At 64.9% G+C, this 20,515-nt stretch carries 18 protein-coding genes; 9 read left to right on the top strand and 9 right to left on the bottom strand.

What is annotated here, in order from left to right:
* Positions 1-91: 91 nt before the first annotated feature.
* The 3 genes from tyrS to QQJ84_RS10515 are packed head-to-tail and all read right to left on the bottom strand — an operon-like array spanning position 92 to position 2,796.
* The gene (gene tyrS / locus QQJ84_RS10525; protein ID WP_284258164.1) at positions 92-1,324 is read right to left on the bottom strand and encodes a tyrosine--tRNA ligase; all 1,233 of its coding nucleotides are present in this window, start codon (positions 1,322-1,324) and stop codon (positions 92-94) included.
* A gap of 15 nt (positions 1,325-1,339) precedes the next feature.
* Positions 1,340-1,561, bottom strand: a complete 222-nt coding sequence (locus tag QQJ84_RS10520) for a hypothetical protein (RefSeq protein ID WP_284258135.1) — start codon at positions 1,559-1,561, stop codon at positions 1,340-1,342.
* Complete coding sequence (locus tag QQJ84_RS10515) at positions 1,561-2,796, bottom strand: glycosyltransferase family 87 protein (RefSeq protein WP_284258134.1); 1,236 nt, start codon at positions 2,794-2,796, stop codon at positions 1,561-1,563. Before QQJ84_RS10515 ends, QQJ84_RS10520 begins: the two co-directional genes overlap by 1 nt.
* 59 nt (positions 2,797-2,855) lie before the next feature.
* Between QQJ84_RS10515 and QQJ84_RS10510 the strand changes: the two genes are divergently transcribed.
* A complete protein-coding gene (locus tag QQJ84_RS10510) occupies positions 2,856-3,923 on the top strand; it encodes an anhydro-N-acetylmuramic acid kinase (protein WP_284258163.1) in 1,068 nt (355 codons plus the stop codon).
* Here QQJ84_RS10510 and QQJ84_RS10505 read toward each other — a convergent pair.
* On the bottom strand, positions 3,905-5,641 hold the full coding sequence (locus QQJ84_RS10505; RefSeq protein WP_284258133.1) for a hypothetical protein: 1,737 nt from the start codon (positions 5,639-5,641) through the stop codon (positions 3,905-3,907). The genes QQJ84_RS10510 and QQJ84_RS10505 overlap by 19 nt on opposite strands.
* Complete coding sequence (locus QQJ84_RS10500) at positions 5,638-7,065, bottom strand: FMN-binding glutamate synthase family protein (RefSeq protein WP_284258131.1); 1,428 nt, start codon at positions 7,063-7,065, stop codon at positions 5,638-5,640. The genes QQJ84_RS10505 and QQJ84_RS10500 overlap by 4 nt, the downstream gene beginning before the upstream one ends.
* A gap of 107 nt (positions 7,066-7,172) precedes the next feature.
* On the opposite strand from QQJ84_RS10500, the gene ppk2 reads away from it, so the two are divergent.
* Genes ppk2 through lpxB form a run of 6 tightly spaced genes read left to right on the top strand, consistent with a single transcriptional unit; the run spans position 7,173 to position 12,621 of the window.
* A complete protein-coding gene (ppk2, locus tag QQJ84_RS10495) occupies positions 7,173-7,928 on the top strand; it encodes a polyphosphate kinase 2 (RefSeq protein WP_284258130.1) in 756 nt (251 codons plus the stop codon).
* The gene (hisI, locus tag QQJ84_RS10490; RefSeq protein WP_284258129.1) at positions 7,925-8,305 is read left to right on the top strand and encodes a phosphoribosyl-AMP cyclohydrolase; all 381 of its coding nucleotides are present in this window, start codon (positions 7,925-7,927) and stop codon (positions 8,303-8,305) included. Before ppk2 ends, hisI begins: the two co-directional genes overlap by 4 nt.
* Positions 8,306-8,365: 60 nt before the next feature.
* Positions 8,366-10,024 (top strand): c-type cytochrome, encoded by a 1,659-nt coding sequence (locus tag QQJ84_RS10485; protein ID WP_284258128.1) that lies wholly within the window; start codon positions 8,366-8,368, stop codon positions 10,022-10,024.
* A 55-nt stretch (positions 10,025-10,079) separates the two neighbouring features.
* A complete protein-coding gene (locus tag QQJ84_RS10480; RefSeq protein ID WP_284258127.1) occupies positions 10,080-10,601 on the top strand; it encodes a GNAT family N-acetyltransferase in 522 nt (173 codons plus the stop codon).
* Positions 10,598-11,464, top strand: coding sequence for a carbon-nitrogen hydrolase family protein (locus QQJ84_RS10475; RefSeq protein WP_284258126.1), 867 nt, complete (start codon positions 10,598-10,600; stop codon positions 11,462-11,464). Before QQJ84_RS10480 ends, QQJ84_RS10475 begins: the two co-directional genes overlap by 4 nt.
* Positions 11,461-12,621 carry a lipid-A-disaccharide synthase gene (gene lpxB, locus QQJ84_RS10470; RefSeq protein ID WP_284258125.1) on the top strand — a complete coding sequence of 387 codons (1,161 nt, stop codon included), beginning with the start codon at positions 11,461-11,463 and terminating at the stop codon, positions 12,619-12,621. The genes QQJ84_RS10475 and lpxB overlap by 4 nt, the downstream gene beginning before the upstream one ends.
* Before the next feature lie 114 nt (positions 12,622-12,735).
* Here the strand turns inward: lpxB and QQJ84_RS10465 are convergent, their stop codons facing one another.
* From QQJ84_RS10465 to QQJ84_RS10455, 3 genes are read right to left on the bottom strand one after another with little or no spacing between them, the layout of a single operon-like run.
* Positions 12,736-14,259, bottom strand: a complete 1,524-nt coding sequence (locus QQJ84_RS10465) for a glycosyltransferase family 39 protein (protein WP_284258124.1) — start codon at positions 14,257-14,259, stop codon at positions 12,736-12,738.
* Positions 14,256-15,290, bottom strand: coding sequence for an alpha-E domain-containing protein (locus QQJ84_RS10460; RefSeq protein ID WP_284258123.1), 1,035 nt, complete (start codon positions 15,288-15,290; stop codon positions 14,256-14,258). The genes QQJ84_RS10465 and QQJ84_RS10460 overlap by 4 nt, the downstream gene beginning before the upstream one ends.
* On the bottom strand, positions 15,287-16,762 hold the full coding sequence (locus tag QQJ84_RS10455) for a circularly permuted type 2 ATP-grasp protein (RefSeq protein ID WP_284258122.1): 1,476 nt from the start codon (positions 16,760-16,762) through the stop codon (positions 15,287-15,289). Before QQJ84_RS10455 ends, QQJ84_RS10460 begins: the two co-directional genes overlap by 4 nt.
* 333 nt (positions 16,763-17,095) lie before the next feature.
* Between QQJ84_RS10455 and QQJ84_RS10450 the strand changes: the two genes are divergently transcribed.
* Positions 17,096-19,306 carry a circularly permuted type 2 ATP-grasp protein gene (locus tag QQJ84_RS10450; protein WP_284258121.1) on the top strand — a complete coding sequence of 737 codons (2,211 nt, stop codon included), beginning with the start codon at positions 17,096-17,098 and terminating at the stop codon, positions 19,304-19,306.
* Positions 19,307-19,382: 76 nt separating this feature from the next.
* On the top strand, positions 19,383-20,249 hold the full coding sequence (locus QQJ84_RS10445) for a transglutaminase family protein (RefSeq protein ID WP_284258120.1): 867 nt from the start codon (positions 19,383-19,385) through the stop codon (positions 20,247-20,249).
* A gap of 23 nt (positions 20,250-20,272) precedes the next feature.
* Here QQJ84_RS10445 and QQJ84_RS10440 read toward each other — a convergent pair whose 3' ends face one another.
* Complete coding sequence (locus QQJ84_RS10440) at positions 20,273-20,503, bottom strand: hypothetical protein (protein WP_284258119.1); 231 nt, start codon at positions 20,501-20,503, stop codon at positions 20,273-20,275.
* Positions 20,504-20,515 lie beyond the last annotated feature (12 nt).

The raw sequence follows: 20,515 nt of genomic DNA, 5'->3' as shown, positions 1-20,515 counted from the left end.
AATCGTTCAATCAGACGCGCGCAGACGAAGTTGAATTTTTGATGGACAGTTCCGGCACCCCACGCGGCAGGATGCCGGAAAAATCAGCAGGTCAGGTTAATTTCACCAGAACATGGTGCTTCTTGCCGGCGGAGAGCTTCATCTCGGCCGCCGGCGCGATCACCTGCGCCTCATCACCCACCACCTCATCATTCAGCCGCGCGCCGCCGCCGCGTATCAGCCGCCGCGCCTCGCCGTTGCTGGCGGCCAGCCCCGCGCGGGCGAACAGTGCGAAGGCCGCCAGCCCGGCGCCAAACTCCGCCGCCGGAATCTCCACGCGCGGCAACCCTTCGGCGACGCCGCCCTGGCTGAAGATTTTATGCGCCGTTGCCGCCGCATCCGCCGCCGCCGCGCGGCCATGCGCCAGCGCGGTTGCCTCGGTTGCCAAAATCACCTTGGCGCCGTTCAGCTCCGCCCCGCCCAGCGCTTCCAGCCGCGCGATTTCATCCAGAGGTAGATCCGTGAACAGTTTCAGGAACCGGCCAACATCCGCATCCTCGGTGTTGCGCCAGAACTGCCAGTAATGATACGGGCTGAGCTTTTCGGCCGAGAGCCACACCGCGCCGGCCGCCGACTTGCCCATTTTCGCGCCCGATGCCGTGGTGATCAGCGGCGTCGTGAGGCCAAACACGCCCTTCTGGTCGGTGCGGCGCACCAGGTCGACGCCGGAGACGATATTGCCCCACTGGTCGGAGCCGCCCATCTGCAAAACAACGCCGTATTGGCGGCTCAGCGCGCGGAAATCATAGCTTTGCAAAATGGAGTAGTTGAACTCCAGGAAGGTGAGCCCCTGCTCGCGTTCAAGCCGTGAGCGCACTGAATCAAACGAGAGCATGCGGTTGACCGAGAAATGCACCCCCACTTCGCGCAGCAGCTCAATATAGCTCAAACGGTCAAGCCAGTCGGCATTATTGACCAGCACGGCATCATTCGGGCCATCGCCAAAGCTGATGAACGCCTCGATGTTCGCGCGGATGCCGATGAGATTTTTGGCGATCTGCTCGTCGGAGAGCAACTGCCGCGCCTCCTCGCGGAAGGATGGATCGCCGATCCGCGTCGTCCCCCCGCCCATGAGCGCCACGGGGCGGTGCCCATGCTTCTGGAACAGGCGCAGCAGCATGATGGGGATCATATGACCCACGTGCAGGCTTTCGGCTGTCAGATCGAACCCGGCATAGCCCGCGATGCTCCCCGCAGCGCAGGCGGCATCGAGCGCCTCCTCGTCGGTGCATTGAAACACAAAGCCGCGCGCCTTCGCCTCGGCCAGAAACTCACTCTTCGCCATGTTTTTCATACCCTCTCAGGCGCGGGGTAGCACAGCCGCCCGCCGCGGCAAATGCGGCAGCGGCAAACCCGCCCGATACCAGGTGCGCGCGAGCGCCAGGGTCACGACGAGTGGGGTGAGCAGAAAGCCGGTTCTCGACACCACCATTGGGCAAAGGCCGCCAATGCACTGGCGGGGCGCAGCACGGATGCCATCGATTGTCACGGCCAGACAATTTCGCACATGCCCGAACAGCATTATTCCGTTGCCCGCAACAAATATGGCGCTCCTATGCCAGCCCGCACCCAGCTTCGCACCAACGTCAGCAGCACGACCAACGGGGTGAGCAGTACGCCCGTCTGCACCGAGACAAACAGACATATCCCAGGCCACAACCAGAACAGGGCATCCAACAAATCAATCCGCCAGCCGCGCGACTGCGCTGCGGCTGCCAGCACAAGAGAATAGGCCACCATCTCGCCCGTGTAACCAAAAGGTGTTGCCAGCAGCGCCAAAAATACCGTCATTTCGACCTTAACAGCATGCAAAATATTCGCCTGGCGCCAAAGCCAATAACAAACTCCCGCGGCGCAAAGACTCACGCCAGCCTGGACCGCACCGGCAAGTGGCACGCCGGCGTGAAGACTACGCAACATCCAGAATACCGAGAGGCCCCAGCCCTCATTTGATAATGGGTGGAACGGCAAGTCCAGAACACGGGCATCTTCCGCGCGGCCAATCGTGAGGTAAGCACTGATGGCATCCAACCCAAAAATTGCCACAACCATCGCCACCAAAAGCCCCACGACAAGCAAAAATCCCCCTAACGCCCGCCCGTTGCGTTGCGCCAGCAGCACGACGGGCGCCAAAAGCCCGATCTGGGGTTTGCAGGCGAGGAAACCCAGCAACCCGCCAGCCGCCCCCCGGCGCTCGCTTGAGAGCAGCAGTCCGGCCAGAAACAGCGCATAACCCAATATGTTCACCTGCCCGAGCTGAATGTCCAGCAGCGCCGCCGGACTGAGCAGCCCGGCCAAAATCACCCCCCATGGCAACCGCGCCCGGCGCAGCACGGCGGCGGCAAGCAGAAGCATCCCGAAAGTCCAGACAAAAAACCCCCATTCAAACGGCAAATACGAGATCAGTGCCACCGGCAGCAGCATGGGCGGGGGGTAGAAAAACGTCTCGATCTGGCTGCCAGGGAGCAGCATTGTGGCTGCGGCCCGGCTGAAAGGCTGCGGCGTGTAGAGTGTCGCGTAAGCATGTTCGCGCGCCAGACGGCCTGCGGGCCAAAAAACCGAAAAATCACATTCGGGCCGGCCGCACGGCGCATCGTTGGCAATTGGCCGGTGCGCGGTCAAATAGCTCAGCCGGGGCGCCATGTGCGTGCCCGCCGCCTGCAACAGCACCATCCAGAACGCTACGAGAAGGCCATAAGCTCCCATGCGCCAGGACAGAACAAGATACGCCCGCAACCGTTGCCAAACCCCGCCCATGCCGCCTCTTAACTATTTTCACAACAACGCGTAGCACAGCCGTTATGCCCAATAAATCAATCCGCGCCATCGGCCTGATGTCCGGCACCTCGCTTGATGGCGTGGATGTTGCCTGGCTGGAAACCGATGGCGAGCGCATCACCCATTTCGGCCCCACCGCCATGCTGGCTTATGAGGACTCGCTGCGCGCCGATCTGCGCCGCCTGCTCGACCTCGCACCCACCCTCACGCCGGACGATGCCTTCCTGAAAGACGTGGAGCAGCGCCTCACATATGACCACGCCATCGCCATTGCCCTGGCCGGGCGCTCGGCCGATGTCATCGGCTTTCACGGCCAGACCATCTTGCATGCGCCCGAACAGCATCGCACCTGGCAGATCGGCGATGCGGCCCAGCTGGCGCGGCTCGCGCGCATTCCGGTGGTGCATGATTTCCGTTCCGCCGATGTCGCCGCCGGGGGCCAGGGCGCGCCGCTGGCGCCGGTCTTCCACGCCGCCATGGCGCGCGATCTGCCCAAACCATTGCTGATTGTGAACATCGGCGGCGTCGCCAACATCACCTGGCTTGGCGCGGAGGGCGAAATCCTCGCCTGCGACACCGGCCCCGGCAACGGCCCGCTGGATGATCTGGCGCAGGCGCATCTTGGCCTGCCTTATGACAAAGACGGCGCCCTGGCCGCCTCCGGGACGGTGGATGAAGCGCGGCTGGCCACGCTGCTGGCGCACCCATATTTCGCCAAAACCGCGCCAAAATCGTTGGACCGCCTCACCTTCTCCGCCCTCATCGCCCAGGCCACGGCGGCGCTCCCGCCCGCAAACGCCGCCGCCACCCTCGCCGCCTTTTGCACCCGCGCCATCGCGGCGGCGCCGTTGCCCGCGTCACCGCTGCGCGTGCTCGTGGGCGGCGGGGGGCGCAAAAACCCGGTGCTCATGGCCGGGCTGCAAGCGCAATTCGCCGTGCCGGTGCAGCCGGTGGAGGCTGCCGGATGGGATGGCGACGCGCTGGAGGCACAATGCTTCGCCTATCTGGCCGTGCGCTCGCTAAAGGGCCTGCCGCTCTCGCTGCCCGGCACCACCGGCGTTGCGCACCCGCTCACCGGCGGGCGGCTTCAGAAGGTTATTTTATAAAGCCGCCAGCCCTGCGCGTTGCTACCCAGAGGCTGCAGCCAGGCCGGCGGGTTGCCTGCCTCCAACACGTCCCATAGCGTAACCTTTGGCAAATCCGCGACCAGCGGGTAGCGTGCCGCGGTGGGGCAGAACAGCACGAACCGCGCGCCGGTCGCCAACACCGCCGCCGGCACCTGCGCGCCCGGCGTTGCGCGCCATGCCGCGCGATCACGCAAATAGCCCTGCAGGCCATGGTGGTAGAGCGAGCCGACTGTCTCCACCTGCGTGCGGTAGAGCAGCTCTGGCGCGGCATCCGCTCCGGCCAGCACGGGCTGACCAGCCGCCGGAACCAGCAAGGGCGCAATTTCACGCAGGTTGCAGGAGGGATAATCTGCCCCGGCCGCCCCCTGCGCCGCGGGAGGCTTGTTCAGCCCCGCCGCCGCCACCGGCACCAGCAGCACGGCCAGCAACAGGCCCAGGCGCGAGACCATCGCCAGCGCTGGCCGCGCCTCGAACCGCAGGCTCATCTCGCTCAACGCCACCGGGAGCAGCACCGCAGCCGCCGCGGGCGCGAATTCGACGAACAGCATGAATTGAACGCCCAGGACCAGCGCCACGGCATCGCACACCGCGATATAGAGCCACAGCCAGCGCGCACGGCCCGCCACGATGCCGCCATCCGGCCGGGCCGCCACGCGCCATAGCGCATAGGCCAGCGCCAGCGCGCCGGGCCCCAGATACACCAGCAGATCCAACCCGCGCACGGGCTGCTGCTGCGCGATAACGCCAAAAAACTTACGCGCATCCGCTGCCGGCATGATGCCATAAGGCCCCATCGCCACCTTCGGGAACATCGCCACCCAGGCCGCCACCGCCAGCACCATCAGCGCCACCCCCAGCGGACGGGCGTGTTTTAGCCGCCAGCGCGCCTCCAGCAGCCACAACCCCCCGGCGCCCGCCAGCAACAACATGCCCAGCACCACATAAACCAGCGACAGCCGGTCAATCTCCGGCACGCCCCAGCCCCCCTGGGGCGGGTCGATCATCAGCGCGATGCTCAACACATCGAAAAATCCGGCCGCGCAGGCGGTGATCGTCTTGCCCAGGGGCACATATAGCCAGCGCAGCAGCAGCACCGCGAACGCCATCAGCACAAAGGGCATGGTCTCGGGTGTAAGCCATATGGCGAAACCGCCGCTCACCCCGGCGAGCAGCCCGTAGGTGATATTATCGTGCCAGGCGCGCGCCACGCAGCCCACCGTCAGCACGATCAGCACCAGCAGCAAAATATGATAATGCACGACACCCGGAATGGCGAAGGCCTGAAGCCCCGGCAACAGCGCCGCCGCCACCGCCGCCGCCCATAAAAAGCGCCGCGCGGCGAAGGGTTCCGCCACCCAGGCGCAGACAACCCCCAGCGCGCCAACCCCCAGCGGCCCCAGCGCCACCCCCGCCACATAAAGCGCCCGGTGCCAGCCGATAAACGGCGCGAAGGGTGCCGCCAGCAGCCACAGCACCATATCCAGCAGGCGCGACCACTCCACCATCACCCCCGCGCCGGAATCATCGCGCGCCACCGTTATCACCAGATGCCCGGCGCGGATGCCATCCTCCAGCCGCAGCAGGCGCATGTAGCTGTCAGGATCGTTCAAACTGCCCGCGAGCACACCGGGCCATTGATGCGCCCCGGCCACGATGTTGAGCGCGGCGGCGAGGAGAAAAAGCAGCGGATACATCATCCCGCATGCGCCCTGAAACCGCCGACACCGCGCTCGATCTCGGTGACATGGCGCGGCCGCAAGCCGCTGGCGTCAGTCAGCCCGCAGGAATGCGCGATCATCTCCACCTCCTCGATCAAGCGCCCCGCATAGCGGCTCACCCGCACCGCCTTGTCCGCCGGGTCCAGCCCCGCGATCAAACGCGGGCCGGCGGCGGTCACCCCCGTGGGGCAGCGCCCGGAGCCGCATTTCATCGCCTGGATGCACCCGAGCGAAAACATGAAGCCCCGCGCGGAGGAAACGAAATCAGCCCCCATGCACAGCGCCCAGGCCACCTTGTCCGGCGTGATCAATTTACCCGCCGCGATGATGCGTATCCGCCCGGTCAGCCCGTGTTCATCGCGCAGCGCCACGGCATAGGGCAGCGCCTGGGTAATCGGCAGTCCCATATAATCCGCCAGCGGCTCCGGCGCCGCGCCGGTGCCGCCCTCGCCGCCGTCCACCTGAATATAATCAGGGCAATGCCCGGGGTTCTCCACACAGTCGCTGAACCACTCATCAAGGAAGCGCGGATCGCCGACGACGAATTTCACCCCCACCGGCTTGCCGGTGATCCCCCGCACCCGCGCGATGAACGCGCCCAGCTCGGCGATATTGGCGATGTCGCGGTGGCGGTTGGGGGAGATGCTGTCGCGCCCTTCGGGGATGCCGCGAATCGCGGCAATTTCCGCCGTCACCTTAACGCCCGGCAGCACGCCGCCCTTGCCCGGCTTGGCGCCCTGGGCCAGTTTCACCTCGAACATCTTCACCTGCGGTATCGCCGCGATCTCGCGCAGCCGCGCCTCGGAAAGCGCGCCGTTGGCATCGCGCACGCCGTATTTGGCGGTGCCGATCTGCATGACGATATCCGCCCCGCCCTCCAGATGGAATTTCGAGAGCCCGCCCTCGCCGGTGCTCATCCATATGCCCGCAAGCTTCGCCCCGCGCGAGAGCGCGCTCACCGCGGCATGGCTCAGCGCGCCGTAGCTCATCCCGGAAATATTGAAGAAATGCTGCCCCATATAAGGCTGCGCGCACGCCCCCGGCCCGCTCGCGATGCCGATCAGCTTGCCGGGAAAATGCCGCTCCTCTTCATCGAGCACCGGAAACGCGGCATTGCGGAACACAAAGCTTGGCACATTCTCAGAGCCGAAGCTCACCAGATTGGAAACCCCTTTCGCCGAGCGATACACCCAGCTGCGCTCCAGCCGGTTGAACGGCCGCTCCGCCCAGTCCGGCAGATATTGATACTGGCGCATATACTCGCCCCAGGTCTCGGCAAAGTAGCGGAAATGCCCGATGACGGGGAAATTGCGCAGCACGGTATGTTTTTGCTGATGCGTGTCGCGCCAATATACCGCCGCCAGCCCCGCCGCGGCGCCGGCCAGCAATAATCCCAGAACCATGCCTTCTCTCCCCGCGTCTTTGCCTGGGAGTCATAGCCTTGAATCGCGCGCATGTCTCTGTTCTGATACGATCTGGCATCCGAACCCGCTTGGGCTTATGATTACGCATGACAAAAGATAAGAGCTACGACAAAACCCTGCACCACCTGCAAGTCGAGCTGGTCAAGCTGCAGCGCCATGTCATCGCGCGCGGCCAGAAGGTGCTCATCATCCTCGAAGGCCGCGACGGTGCGGGCAAGGACGGCACCATCAAGCGCATCATCGAGCATCTCTCCCCGCGGGACATCCGCGTCGTGGCGCTCTCCAAACCATCCGACGTTGAAGCCACCCAATGGTATTTCCAGCGTTATGTGAACCACCTGCCCGCCGCCGGCGAGATCGTGCTGTTCAACCGCTCCTGGTACAACCGCGCCGGGGTGGAGCATGTCATGGGCTTCTGCTCGGACCATGACTACCATACGTTTTTGCGCAACGTGCCGGTGTTTGAGTCCATGTTGACCGATTCCGGCATCACGGTGATCAAATATTACCTCGACATCGACCGCAAGGAGCAGAAAAAGCGCCTTGAGGCCCGCCATGACGATCCGCTGAAACAATGGAAAATCAGCCCAATCGACGAAAAGGCGCTGAAACATTTTGATGACTACACCAAGGCCCGCAACATCATGCTGCGCGCGACCGACAGCGCCACCGCGCCGTGGATGGTGGTCCGCGCCAATGACAAAAAGACCGCCCGCCTGGCCGTTATCGCCGATCTCATCACCCGGGTGGATTATGCCGACGCCACCCCGCACGATACCCATACCGAGATCGTCTGCCGGTTCGATGAAACCTGCCTCACCAACGGCATGCTCGCGTCATGAACACGCTGCTCGGCAAGCTCACCTTCGATGCCAACGGCCTGATCCCCGCCATCGCCCAGCAGCATGACACGGGCGAGGTGCTGATGATGGCCTGGATGAACCGCGACTCGATCGAGGAAACCCTGAAGACCGGCCAGGTCTGCTATTGGTCGCGCTCGCGGCGGAAACTCTGGCGCAAGGGCGAATCCTCCGGCCAGGAACAGAGGCTGGTGGAGCTGAGACTCGACTGCGACGGCGACACTCTGTTGCTCCTGGTCGACCAAAAAGGCGTTGCCTGCCACACCGGGCGGCGAAACTGCTTTTTTCTTGCCTGGCGCGGCGGAGAGCTGGTGGAAATCGCCAAGCCGCTCGTCGCCCCGGAGCAGCTCTACAAGTAACCACGCCCCCTCCACTTGATAGATTCTCAATTTTGGCGAAAGAAGAGGAGCAAAATTCTGATGGGTCCGATCATGCCGCTTGCTCTGCCGAAATTCCGCCCCGCCCGCCCGGTTATCGCCCTGGCGGCCCTTGCGCTGCTGCTCGGCGGCGCCGCCTTCAGCCGCTTCGCCAGCGCGGATGACACCGCCGATTACCCGGCGGCCAGCCTCTCCGCGCCAACCGACCCGGCGGCGCTGATCGCGCGCGGCAAATACCTCACCGCGGCGGCGGACTGCATGCCCTGCCACACCGGCCCCAACCACGCGCCCTTCTCCGGCGGCTTGGTCATGGCCACGCCTTTCGGCGGCCTTGCCACCCCCAATATCACGCCTGACAAAGCAACCGGCATCGGCAACTGGTCGGATGCCGATTTCTACAACGCCGTGCATTACGGCGACGCGCCGGGCCGCTCCTATCTGGTGTTCCCCAAATTCCTCTACCCGGCGATGCCCTACACCTCCTACACCAAGCTCTCCTACGCGGATGTGATGGCGATCAAGGCCTATCTGTTCTCGCTGCCGCCGGTGAGCGTGGCGCCGACGCCAAGCTCCATGGCCTTCCCCTTCAACCAGCGCCCGGTGCTGCTCGGCTGGCGCATCATGTTCTTCCGCGCCGGCCCGCTGCATATGGACCCGAGCTGGGATGACAGCATGAAGAACGGCGCCTACCTCACCGAGGCGCTCGGCCATTGCGGCGAATGCCACACCCCGCGCAACCTGCTCAGCGCCATGATGCTGGACAAAGCCTATGCCGGCGCGCCGATCGATGCCTATTTCGCCCCGAACATCTCGTCCGACAAACAATACGGCGTCGGCGGCTGGGCGCAGTCTGACCTCGTGGCCTACCTGCATGACGACGGCAACATGGTCAAAGGCTCGCCCTATGCAGCCATGGGCGAGGTTGTGGACAATTCCACCAGTCAGATCCCCGTGTCTGACGATGTGGACATTGCCAACTACCTGCAGAACGTAACCAAGCCGCAGCATGTGCCGCCCACGCCCGCCGTGGCCAACGCGCCCGCCTCCATCGCCCTGGGCGCCACCGTCTACACCGCCAACTGCGCCGGATGCCACGGCAAGACCGGCGGCGGCATGGCCCCGATCATTCCCAACCTCGCGGGCAATGACTCCGTCACCGCCTCTGAACCCACCAACGTCATCGGCGCCGTGTTGAGCGGGCTGGACGCCTGGAGGACCAACGGCCCGGCCATGCCGGCCTTCGCGGCCAGCCTGTCGGATGAGCAGATCGCCGCCGTCACCAACTATGTGCGCACCAGCATGGGCAATAACGCCACCGCCGATGCCACCCCGCATGATGTGATGGAACTGCGCGACATCGCCGTGGTGCCGCCCAGCGCGAACAAGGCCGCCGACCTGTTCGGCTGCCCGCGTGTCTCGCCCGCTGGTGGCGCCACCTCCATCGCCGACCCGGGCAGCGATCTTTTGAACAGCTACGCGGATGCCACCCCGGCAACCATGCCCAACCGCACCCGCACGCTGATCAGCGCGATCCGCGCCGGTAACGCCACCATCAGCAACGCCGACCTGACCAACGACCTCATCGCGGCCTATTGCCCCGTGGTCGCCAACCAGGCCGGGTTGAGCCAGGATGCCAAGCATCAGGCGATGATCAACTTCATCGCCAGCGCGCAACCGCTCATCAACGCGGCCGCCAATTAAAATCCTGACCCTCGAAGGAGCGGCCATTCTGCCGCTCCTGCCCGAACTCGCCCGTTTGCGGGTTTGCGTCTTCCGGGAGTTTCCCTATCTCTACGATGGGAACACCGCCTATGAGCAAACCTATCTGCGCACCTATGCCCAGGCCCCGGGCGCCGCAGTCGTGGTGGCGTGGGATGGCGAGCACGTCGCCGGTGCCTCCACCTGCCTGCCGCTGGCCGCTGAAACGCCGAACGTGCAAAAACCCTTCCTCGATGCCGGGGTGGATATCTCCAAAGTGTTCTATTTTGGCGAGAGCGTGCTGGAGCGGGCCTATCGGGGCCAGGGCATCGGCGTGAAATTTTTCGACGCGCGCGAGGCCCAGGCCCGCGCCACCGGCCATGCCATCACCACCTTCTGCGCCGTGCAGCGGCCTGCGGACCACCCGCTGCGCCCGGCGGGTTATGTCCCGCTGGATGAATTCTGGCACCATCGCGGCTACACCAAACGCCCTGACCTCACCTGCGTCATGTCCTGGCGGGATGTCGGCGCGGCGGTGGAGAGTGAAAAAACCATGACCTTCTGGACCAAAACCCTATGAAACTCGCGCTGGCGCAATTCGGCGTCTCGCCGCCGCCGAGCTTCGAATCCTTCATCACCCGCATCGAGCGCCTGGCCGCGCAAGCAGCACTCGGCGGGGCTGACCTGCTGGCACTGCCCGAATATTTCTCCATGGTCCTGGCCGGCGCCAGCGTCACCACGCCTGATCTCGCGGCGGAACTCGCAACCGTCACCGCCCAGGCCGATGAGCTGATCGCCGCCCTGCGCGAGACCGCCGCGCGCCATAAAATCTACCTGCTGGCGGGCTCCATCCCCATGCGGGTTGGCGCCGTGCTCAACAATCGCGCCGCCTTCATCGCGCCTTCCGGCGCGCTGGCCTTTCAGGACAAACAATGCATGACCCGCTTCGAGGCCGAGTGGTGGGGCATCAGCGGCGGCAACCCGCCTCAGGTGTTTGAGACCAGCTTCGGGCGCATCGGCGTCTCCATCTGCTACGATAGCGAATTCCCCCTGCATGTGCGCGCCCAGGTGACCGCGGGGGCCAAACTCATCCTCATCCCCAGCTGCACCGACAGCCCGGCCGGCTTCAACCGCGTGCGCCTTTCCGCCCGCGCCCGCGCCATTGAGAACCAGTGCTATAGCGCCGTCATCCCGCTCACCGGCCAGGCGCCCTGGTCCGCCTCCATTGACGAAAACCACGGCCAGGCCGCCCTGTTCACCCCCTGCGACGCCGGTTTCCCCGAAGACGGGGTGGCGGCGGCCGGCCATATGAACGCAACCGGGCTGGTTTTCGCCACGGTGAATTTCGGCGCCATTGATACCCTGCGCACCCAGGGCGCCGTATTGAACCATCGCGACTGGCCGGACCAAATCCCCCCCTGCCCGGTGGTGCCTCTGGCATGACCAAGGTTTTTCTCATCGCCGGCGAAGCCAGCGGTGATGTGCTGGGCGCGCGGCTGATCGCCGCACTGCGGGCGCAACGCGAGGGGCTGGAATTCTCAGGTATCGGCGGCGCGCGCATGGCCGAAGCCGGGCTGGAATCAATCTTCCCCATGCAGGAGCTGGCGGTGATGGGGCTGGCGGAAATCCTCCCCCGGATTTTCGCGCTGAAACGGCGCATCAACCAGACGATCGAGACAATCAAGGCCATCCGGCCCGATATCGTCGTCACCATCGACAGCCCCGGTTTTTGCCTGCGCGTGCTCAAAGGCATCTCCGGCACGGGCATTACGCGCATCCACTACGTCGCGCCGCAGGTCTGGGCCTGGCGGCAGGAGCGGGTGAAGCACTACCCCGGCCTATGGGATGAGCTGCTCTGCCTGCTCCCCTTCGAGCCCGCGTTTTTTGCCCCGCACGGGCTAAATCCGGTGTTCGTTGGCCATCCGGTGCTGGAATCGGGCGCCAATAAGGGCGATGCCGCGCGGTTTCGCGCCCAGCATAACATCAGCGCGGACGCGGTGCCGGTGGTGCTCATGCCGGGCTCGCGCGTCACCGAAACCTCGCGCCTGCTCCCGGTGTTCCGCCAGACCATGGTGCGGCTCTCCGCGCGCATCCCGAAGCTTCAACCCGTGCTCGCGGCCGCCGCCGGCGTCGCCGAGGCCGTGGCCGCGCAGACCAAGGACTGGCCGGTGCCCCCCATCATCGTGCGCGATGTCGCCACCCGTTATGACGCCTTTGCCGCCGCCCAGGCGGCGCTGACCAAATCGGGCACCTCGACGCTGGAACTCGCCATGGCCGGCGTGCCGATGGCGGTGACCTACCGGGTCAACCCGGTCAGCGCGATGCTGGCGCGGCGCATGATAAAGGTGAAACACGTCGCCATGATCAACCTGCTGGCCGGCGGCGAGCTGGTGCCCGAGCTGCTGCAACAGGATTGCACACCGGCAAAACTGAGCGAGACATTGCACGGGCTCATCACCAACCAAGCCGCTGCCGCAACGCAGCGCGCCGGTTTCGCCGCCGCGCTGGAAAGCCTGCACGCACCCGCCGGAACGCCTTCCGCCGCCGCCGCCGCCAGGGTCCTCGCCAGACTTGGAACATCCGGCAATCAGGCTCCCTAGATCAATATTGGTTTAGCTTGAATCACCTGACTCAAGCTAAACCAATGAAATTGACCGTAAAACATAATCTAGAGCGTGATTGACGTGAGGTAATCACGCTCTAGCCTCGTCAGCTCATTCAGCGGCGCCGGAACCATTCGGGTTTGCCGGGTCATAGAGCGCGATCATAATCCGCTCGCCCGCCACCTGTGTCAGGCTGGGCCTGCCCAGCGCGTCCGCCCCGGCGAAAAACTTCGAAAACGCCACTTTATCCGCGCTCTGCCCGGCATGGCCATACACGGCCCATACGCGCTTGCCCTGGCTCATCGCCAGCTCGGCATGGTTCAGGTCGCCGGCAGAGTCTTGCAACACCACGGTCCGCGCGCCCGGCGGCAGATACATGCGCAAAATCGGCAACGCCCCGGTGTCGTAGAGATACACCACATCCCCCGGGCTGACATCCTGCGCCAGCAATTTCGCCGCGATATCCCAGCGCGGCTTGGTCTCGGCATGGTAATAGGGCGCGAGGTTCACGAGCAGCAACAAAGCCCCGCCCGCCACCACCAAAGCGCGCGCGCGCGGCGCGGCGAGGTCCAGCAGCGCGGCGCCGCCAATTCCGGCGAGAATGGCAAAGGGCGCGGCACTCCACAAAATATAGCGCGGCAGCAAAATCGGCCGCCAGAGCGAGACAATCGTGAACATCAACGGCAGAAACACAAAGGATATACCGAGCACGGCCAGCATCGCGGGGCGGCGGCGCAACGCCCAGGCGGCACTGGCCACGGCCAGGGCCAGGGTCGCATCGATCAGCCAAATCAGCGCGACCGGCGTTGGCACATCCATGAAGCTGAAAGTCACGGAATCGGCGATCCGCATGAAATAAACCGAGCCCAGATTATACCAGAGGCGGGAGAAATTCAGCGGCGGAATCCACATCACGCTGTTGATGTAGCCCTGGCCCTGGTGCAGCGTCATCAGATAATAAAACGGCGCGCAGCATGCCGCGACGATCAGATCGGCGATGATGAAATTGCGCAGGAGCTGCCCGCGGTCAGGTGACTGCACGAGTAGCGCGGCGCCGATCACATTGCCGACCACCAGCCAGGGCAGCCCATCGCCCAGCACATCGAGCGCCACCGCCGAACCAATGATAAACGCCGCCCAGAAAGCGCCCGTTCCATTCCAGCGGATCGGCTTTGAGGCGGCCGGAATATCCATGGCAAGCCGCGTAAGCCCGTAAAGTGCCACCAGGATGAGACACATTTCCAGCGTGTAGGAGCGTGCTTCCTGGCTGAAGGCCAGCGCCGTGGGCGAGAGGCCGATGATGAGCGCCGCGATAACCCCCGCGGTGCGCCCGGCGATCCGGTAGGCGATCATATACACAAGCATCACCGCCAGCGCGCCGAACACCGCCGAGGGCAGCCGCAGCCAATATTGCGGGTCGCCCAGCCCCACCAGCGGCGAGAGCATGAGGAAGAAGCTCGGCATGTGGTGGTTGATGAAGGAGTCGTTCACCAGCGCCGCCGGCGCCAGCGACGCACGCTGGAAGGTGAACGCCTCGTCAAGCCAGAACGGCCTGCTGCCCAGGCCGCTCAACCGGGGCAGCAGCGCCAGCACGAACACCGAAAACGGCCAGCGGATGTCACGCAATCTGTTCACGCAAGCGCCTCCGCCGGTCCCTGTGTCTGGCTTTGCGCGGCAACCGGCGCGGGGCTGGCTGGTTGCCAGTCACGGAAAAAGGCGCGGCCGATGGCGCCCGCAAGCGCCTGAATATGGATCTGCACCATGTCCAGATATTCGTGCAGCCCCGTGGCGAGAATATGGCCAATTGGCTTTTCCAGAAGCAACTCGCGCAAATATTCCGCCAGTTCGATCGCCTCTCCGGCCGCGGTAAGCCCATAAATCCGCCGCAAATCGTCCAGATGCGATTCCGCCCGCCGCACGCATAACAAGGCCGAGCGCGGCGAGGATGGATCGCGCAGCAAAAAATGCACGACATCCTCCGCCGAGAAGCTGGCGCGCGAGCGGCGCTTGAAGGCATGATACCCAGCGGCGGCGCGCAAAATCGCGTTCCACTGCGTCAGCTCGGCCACCCGCTTTTCCTCGCGCCCCTGCGGCAAGATGGCGGTGTATTTGATATCGAGCATGCGCGTGGTCTGGTCGGCGCGTTCCAGCAGGCGGCCCAATTCATAAAAATACCAGCCCTGGTCACGATACAACGTCCCCTCGGTGATGCCGGTATGCGCCTGCACCCCGTCCTTCAGCCTGGTGCACAGCCGCGAGAGCGCGTCGCCCTCCAGGTCCTCGGGCGTGATCTGCCCGACAAAGCGGTGAAACATGTTGATCTGGCGCCACATCTCGGTGCTCATGAGCGGGCGCAGCGTGCGCGCGTTGGTGCGCGCGTCCTCCAGATTGCCCGGCACCGAGGTCGGGTTGCCGCGATCCAGCAGATAAAACCGTTTCACATGCGCCGCATCAGGCGAGAACCCGCGCGCCGCGAAATTCTTCTCATCCGCGTTGATGCGGATCAGCCCGAACCAGGCATCCGTCTCAAACCCCGGACTCTCGAAACTCTGCGTCACATCAATCAGCCGCGCCAGATTCTCCACCCGCTCCAGGTAGCGCGCCATCCAGAACAGCCCCTCGGCATCGCGCGAGAGCAGCACGGCATCAAAACGCATCGTGCTCATTTTCCGCCCCCTTCGGCAAAATCATCCGCCAGAACCCAGGTATCCTTGGAGCCGCCGCCCTGGCTGGAATTCACAATCAAACTGCCGCGCTTCATCGCCACGCGCGTCAGCCCGCCGGGCAGCACCCAGCTTTCCTTTCCGGTGATGATGAACGGCCGCAAATCCAGATGCCGCGGCCCGACCCCCTCGGCCGCCAGCGTTGGCGCGACGGAGAGGCCGATCATCGGCTGGCTGATCCAGTTGCCCGGGTCAGCCAGGATGGAGGCCCGCGCCACCGCCAGTTCCTCCTGGCTGGCGCGCGGCCCGATGGTGATGCCATATCCGCCGGACTCGCCCACCGGCTTGGTCACGAGCTTGTGCAGATTATCCAGCGTATATTGCAGCCCCTCCGGCTCGCGGCAGATATGGGTCTCCACATTCTTCACCAGCTCCTCCTGCCCGAGGTAATATTTGATGATGCGCGGCATATAGGCATACACCGCCTTGTCATCCGCAACGCCGGTGCCCACGGCATTGGCGATCGCGACATTCCCCGCCTTCCACGCGCCGATCAACCCGCGCACGCCCAGCATGGAATCCGGCCGGAACACCGCCGGGTCCAGAAAATCATCGTTCAGACGGCGATAAATCGTATGCACCCGGCGCAACCCGCTGGTTGTGCGCATGTAGACGCGCTCATCCTCCACCACCAGATCCGCGCCGACCACCAGCGGCACGCCCATTTCGCGCGCCAGGAACACATGCTCGAAATAGGCGGAATTATAAATGCCCGGCGAGAGTAGCACGACCTGCGGATCATCCGGTCCGCCCGGCGCGATCTCGCTCATCGCCGCGCGCAGCCGCCGCCCATAATCATCCACCGGCTTCAGCCGAATTCCCGCCATCAGGTCGGGGAAAGTGCGCAGCATCAGATGCCGGTTCTCGATGACATAGCTCACCCCCGAGGGCGTACGCGCATTATCCTCCAGCACGCGGAAATCGCCGAACTCGTCGCGGATGATGTCGATGCCGCAGACATGCACATAAGTGCCGTGCGGCACCGGAAAATCCTTCATCTCCGGCCGGTAGTTGGCGTTGCCGTAGACCAGCTCGGCGGGGATCACCCCATCGCGCACGATATGCCCCGGCCCATAGATGTCGCCCAGAAACGCATTCAGCGCCGCCACCCGCTGGATGCACGCCCGCTCCAGCAGGCTCCATTCCGCCGCCGTGAGCACGCGGGGAATACAGTCAAACGGTAAAATCCGGTCGATCGCGGTGGCATCGGAATACACGGTGAAGGTCACGCCAAGGTCGATCAGCTCGGTCTCGGCGGCCGAGGCGCGCGCGCGCAGCGCGTCCAGCCCGATCGTCCCGAGTCGCTGGATCAGCCAGTCCGGCACCGGGCCGGCGCCGGAGCGCTTGTGTGTGAGTTCACAAAAATAACGGCCCGGATCGTAATCCGGCCAGGTGGTGCGAAATATCTCGTTCAAACCCGCGGCTCCGATCGGAAATTGTCCTGGACGGCGGACAGTGCCGCCCCCGGAACGGTCAAATCATGGTCACAAACAGCGCAAATCGGCGCCAAAGCATAAAAAACCGCGAAGGAATTCATCAGTTGCCAACCATCCAACACTACCTTCCCGCTATGGTCCCTCACAGGCTGCATCCAAAATCGGTATCGCCGCAAGTCCCTATTGCAAACCATGCAAGCCCCGGACCAAGCCACCCGCACCGGCGGCCTAATCGCATGATCGTGTGGCTCATGTTGCGGCGCAACGGAATTCACCATAGCCCGCCGCCGAGCAGTCTGTTAACCAGGGCGAATGAGCGCGTTGGCTTCCAGCGATGAAATGATCGACCGGTCCGGCCGGATCCGCACCGCCTGGGTGCCGGTGATGGAGGCTGTGCGCGATATCGGCCATGACGAGCTGGCCCGCCGCTCGGCCGCGCTCAACCGCCAGATGCGCCTCGCCGCCCCGTTCGGCGCGGCGCCGACCCGCCATTACGACCCGTTGCCCGCGCCGCTCACCCCGCTCGAATTCTCCTGGCTGGAGGCTGGCCTCATACAACGCGCCCAGCTCCTCAGCGCCGCGCTGGAGGACCTCTACGGCCCGCAGACCCTGCTGCGCGATGGCAGCCTCCCGCCCGCCCTGGTGTTCGCCAACCCGCATTTCCTGCGCAGTTTGCACACCAGGGAGAAGCTCGGCTTCCCGCGCCTCACCTTCTACGCGGCGGATGTCATCCGCGGACCGGACGGGCGCTTTCAGGTTCTGCGCGACCATACCGGCGTCATCCCCGGCCTTGGCCACGCGCTCTCGCTGCGGCGCATGGCCTCCAGCACTGTGCCCGAACTCTTCCGCACCGGCGGGCTGCGCAGCCTGCGCCCGGTGCGTGAGATGCTGGTGGACCATCTGCAGCGCTCGGCCCAGGGCGGGGTCGTTGCCGTGCTCTCCGCCGGCGCCTCCAGCCCCGCCCAAACGCAGGACGCCATGGACGACGCGCTGCTCGCGCGCGCGCTCGGCGTGCTGCTGATTGAACCCGGCGACCTCGCCACCCGCAACGGCGGCCTGCACATGAAAACCCTGAGCGGCCTGCTGCCCGTCGCCAGCCTCATCCGCGGGCTTTCCGGGATAGACCTGGACCCGCTGGAACAAGGCGGCCGCCCCGGCGCTGGCATCCCCGGCGCCTTCGGCGCGATCCGCTCCGGGGCGCTCAACATGCTCAACGCACCCGGCAGCGCCTTGATGGAAGCCGCTGAATTTGCGGAATATATTGAACCACTGTTCCAGCGCATGCTCGGCGCCGCGCCGCTACTCGCGAAAGCCTCCGGCGACCCGGTGACAAGCGCGTCCCGCGCCCCCTTCGTCAACGGCACCAATCTGGTCTCCACCCCCATCCTGTTCCGGCTCTACGCCTGGCACGACGGCACCACCTGGCAGGTTCTCCCCGGCGGCCTCGGTTTCGGCCTGGAACAGAACAACGCGGCGCAGGGCATCGCCGTCACCGGCATGAAAGACCTCTGGATACTGGACGCCGACGAGCCGCATTTGATCTCCGGCGCCACCCATTCGGACACCCCCAAGCGCACCCAGTTCCTCGCCGCCGCGCATCTACCCTCGCGCGTGGCCGACAATCTGTTCTGGCTCGGCCGCTCGGTCGAGCGGCTGGAATCCGCCTCGCGCCTGCTGATGCTGGCGCTGCCCCGGCTGGAATCGGGCACCTCGCTGCCGCGCGATCTGGCCGAGCGCGGGCTGATCGCCAAATGTCTGGCCCAGGCCGGGCTGCTCCCGGCCGACCTCGCGGGCGGCGCACTCTCGGGCCGCCAGCTGCGCGGCGCATTGGCGCGGCGCAAGCCCATCACCGGGCAGTTGAAAGAAGTGGCCCGGCTGATCAACGCCGCCAGCGAGCGCCTGAGCCCCAGCATGCTCGCAACCGTGCGCTTCGCCCTGAACCAGGCCACCGAATCCCTCCCCAACGAGGAGACCGCCCTGCCCTCCATGCTCAGCTTCGCCGCCACCTTCGCGGGCATCGCGGCGGAGAACATGTCGCGTGACGGCGGCTGGCTGTTCCTGGAGATGGGCCGCAGGCTCGAGCGCGCCGAAACCCTGGCCGAGAGTCTCGCTATTTTGCTCAACGCCCCGCCCGAGCGGCTGGAACCCGGCATGGCGCTCGGCATCGAACTGGCTGACTCCGTGCTCAGCTACGATTTGCGCCACGCAGGCATTCTGGCGCCCGGCCCCGTGCTCTCCATGCTGTTGGCCGATATCGGCAACCCGCGCAGCCTTGCCTATCAATTCATCGTTTTGCGCAACTGTCTGCAGCATCTGGGCGCCGAGGACGACGCGGAATCCCTGAAGCAACTGCAGCAGGAAGCGGTGAATCTCAGCGGGGAGACCACGGGTCTCGCCAAGCCGCTGGCCGCCATCGCCGCCCGCCTGCGCCTGCTCTCCGACCATGTGCACCGCCGCTTCTTCAGCCTGCTGCCCGAGGCGCATCAGCTCGAGGACGAGCTGGAACTGGAAGCCGCGCAATGAATATCCTGATGCGCCTTCGCGCAATGAATATCCCGATGCGCCTTCGCGCAATGAATATCCCGATGCGCCTGCCAGCATGATCTACCGGCTGCACCACGCCACCACTTACGACTATGCCGAACCCGTGGTTCTCGGCACGCATTTCATGCATTTGCTGCCGCGCGAGCGGCCCGGCCAATTCATCAGGGAGGCGGTGCTGAGCGTTTCCCCGCAGCCCGACACAAGGCGCGACGAGACCGACCATTTCGGCAACACCACCACCACCATCTCCCTCACCGTGCCGCACCGGCAGTTTGTGGTATCGTTGAGCGCGACCATCGCGGTTGAACAACCCGCCCCGCCGCCGCCGGAGCAAACCCCGCGCTGGGAGGCCATTGCCGTGCGGGGCGTTAAAGACCCCGATGTCGCCGAATTCTGCCTGCCCAGCGCGCTCGCCAAGCCAAATGGTGAAATCGCGGGTTATACCGCCGTCAGCTTTCCGCCCGGCCGCACCATCCTTGCCGGCCTGCTGGAACTGAACCTGCGTATCTGGACGGACATGACCTACACCCCAGGTGTCACCAACAACGCCACCACGGCGGCGCATATTTTTAAAACCCGCGCCGGAGTCTGCCAGGATTATGCGCATTTCATGCTGGCCTGCCTGCGCTCGCTGGGCCTGCCGGGGCGCTATGTGTCCGGTTACCTGCGCACCTCTCCCCCCGCCGGGCAAACCAGGCGCCGCGGCGCTGACCAATCCCACGCCTGGGTCTCCGCCTGGCTCGGGGAGGAAATCGGCTGGGTCGATTTCGACCCCACGAATAATCTGCTGGTCAGCGATGAACACGTAACACTCGCCTGGGGCCGTAATTTTCAGGATGTCAGCCCGCTGCGCGGCATCATCCTCGGCGGCGGGCGGCACTCACTGCGCGTGAACGTTGACCTGGACCCCGTGCTGACCTGAACACCCGGCCTGTCAGGCGGGGCCTATCGCCCCTGGAGTTTCGTCAGCATGAAACCGGCGAGCCCGAGCAGCACCAAAATCGGGACCACGAAAATCGCGGCCCAGAACATCACCCAGAACATGACACCGGCGATGCACAAAAAAAGACCGAACATCGCAAGGCGGAGCAATATCGCACCCAGCGTGGGTTTGGGTGGCTCGATGAAGTCGCCCTCCGGTGTCATATCGATCACCGGACCGTTTGAATTTGCCATGACGCCAATATA

Origin of the sequence: Acidocella aquatica (assembly GCF_030160635.1) — a bacterium.
Lineage (GTDB): Bacteria > Pseudomonadota > Alphaproteobacteria > Acetobacterales > Acetobacteraceae > Acidocella > Acidocella aquatica.
The sequence above is the reverse complement of the archived record's forward strand: the minus strand, read 5'-3'. Positions and strand labels throughout refer to the sequence as shown.

Excerpts from the sequence above, each read along its gene's own strand:
- tyrS (WP_284258164.1), bottom strand. The coding sequence starts at position 1,324 with ATGGCGAAGAGTGAGTTTCTGGCCGAGGCGAAGGCGCGCGGCTTTGTG.
- QQJ84_RS10520 (WP_284258135.1), bottom strand. The coding sequence starts at position 1,561 with ATGCTGTTCGGGCATGTGCGAAATTGTCTGGCCGTGACAATCGATGGC.
- QQJ84_RS10515 (WP_284258134.1), bottom strand. The coding sequence starts at position 2,796 with ATGGGCGGGGTTTGGCAACGGTTGCGGGCGTATCTTGTTCTGTCCTGG.
- QQJ84_RS10505 (WP_284258133.1), bottom strand. The coding sequence starts at position 5,641 with ATGATGTATCCGCTGCTTTTTCTCCTCGCCGCCGCGCTCAACATCGTG.
- QQJ84_RS10500 (WP_284258131.1), bottom strand. The coding sequence starts at position 7,065 with ATGGTTCTGGGATTATTGCTGGCCGGCGCCGCGGCGGGGCTGGCGGCG.
- ppk2 (WP_284258130.1), top strand. The coding sequence starts at position 7,173 with ATGACAAAAGATAAGAGCTACGACAAAACCCTGCACCACCTGCAAGTC.
- hisI (WP_284258129.1), top strand. The coding sequence starts at position 7,925 with ATGAACACGCTGCTCGGCAAGCTCACCTTCGATGCCAACGGCCTGATC.
- QQJ84_RS10485 (WP_284258128.1), top strand. The coding sequence starts at position 8,366 with ATGGGTCCGATCATGCCGCTTGCTCTGCCGAAATTCCGCCCCGCCCGC.
- QQJ84_RS10475 (WP_284258126.1), top strand. The coding sequence starts at position 10,598 with ATGAAACTCGCGCTGGCGCAATTCGGCGTCTCGCCGCCGCCGAGCTTC.
- lpxB (WP_284258125.1), top strand. The coding sequence starts at position 11,461 with ATGACCAAGGTTTTTCTCATCGCCGGCGAAGCCAGCGGTGATGTGCTG.
- QQJ84_RS10460 (WP_284258123.1), bottom strand. The coding sequence starts at position 15,290 with ATGAGCACGATGCGTTTTGATGCCGTGCTGCTCTCGCGCGATGCCGAG.
- QQJ84_RS10450 (WP_284258121.1), top strand. The coding sequence starts at position 17,096 with ATGAGCGCGTTGGCTTCCAGCGATGAAATGATCGACCGGTCCGGCCGG.
- QQJ84_RS10445 (WP_284258120.1), top strand. The coding sequence starts at position 19,383 with ATGATCTACCGGCTGCACCACGCCACCACTTACGACTATGCCGAACCC.
- QQJ84_RS10440 (WP_284258119.1), bottom strand. The coding sequence starts at position 20,503 with ATGGCAAATTCAAACGGTCCGGTGATCGATATGACACCGGAGGGCGAC.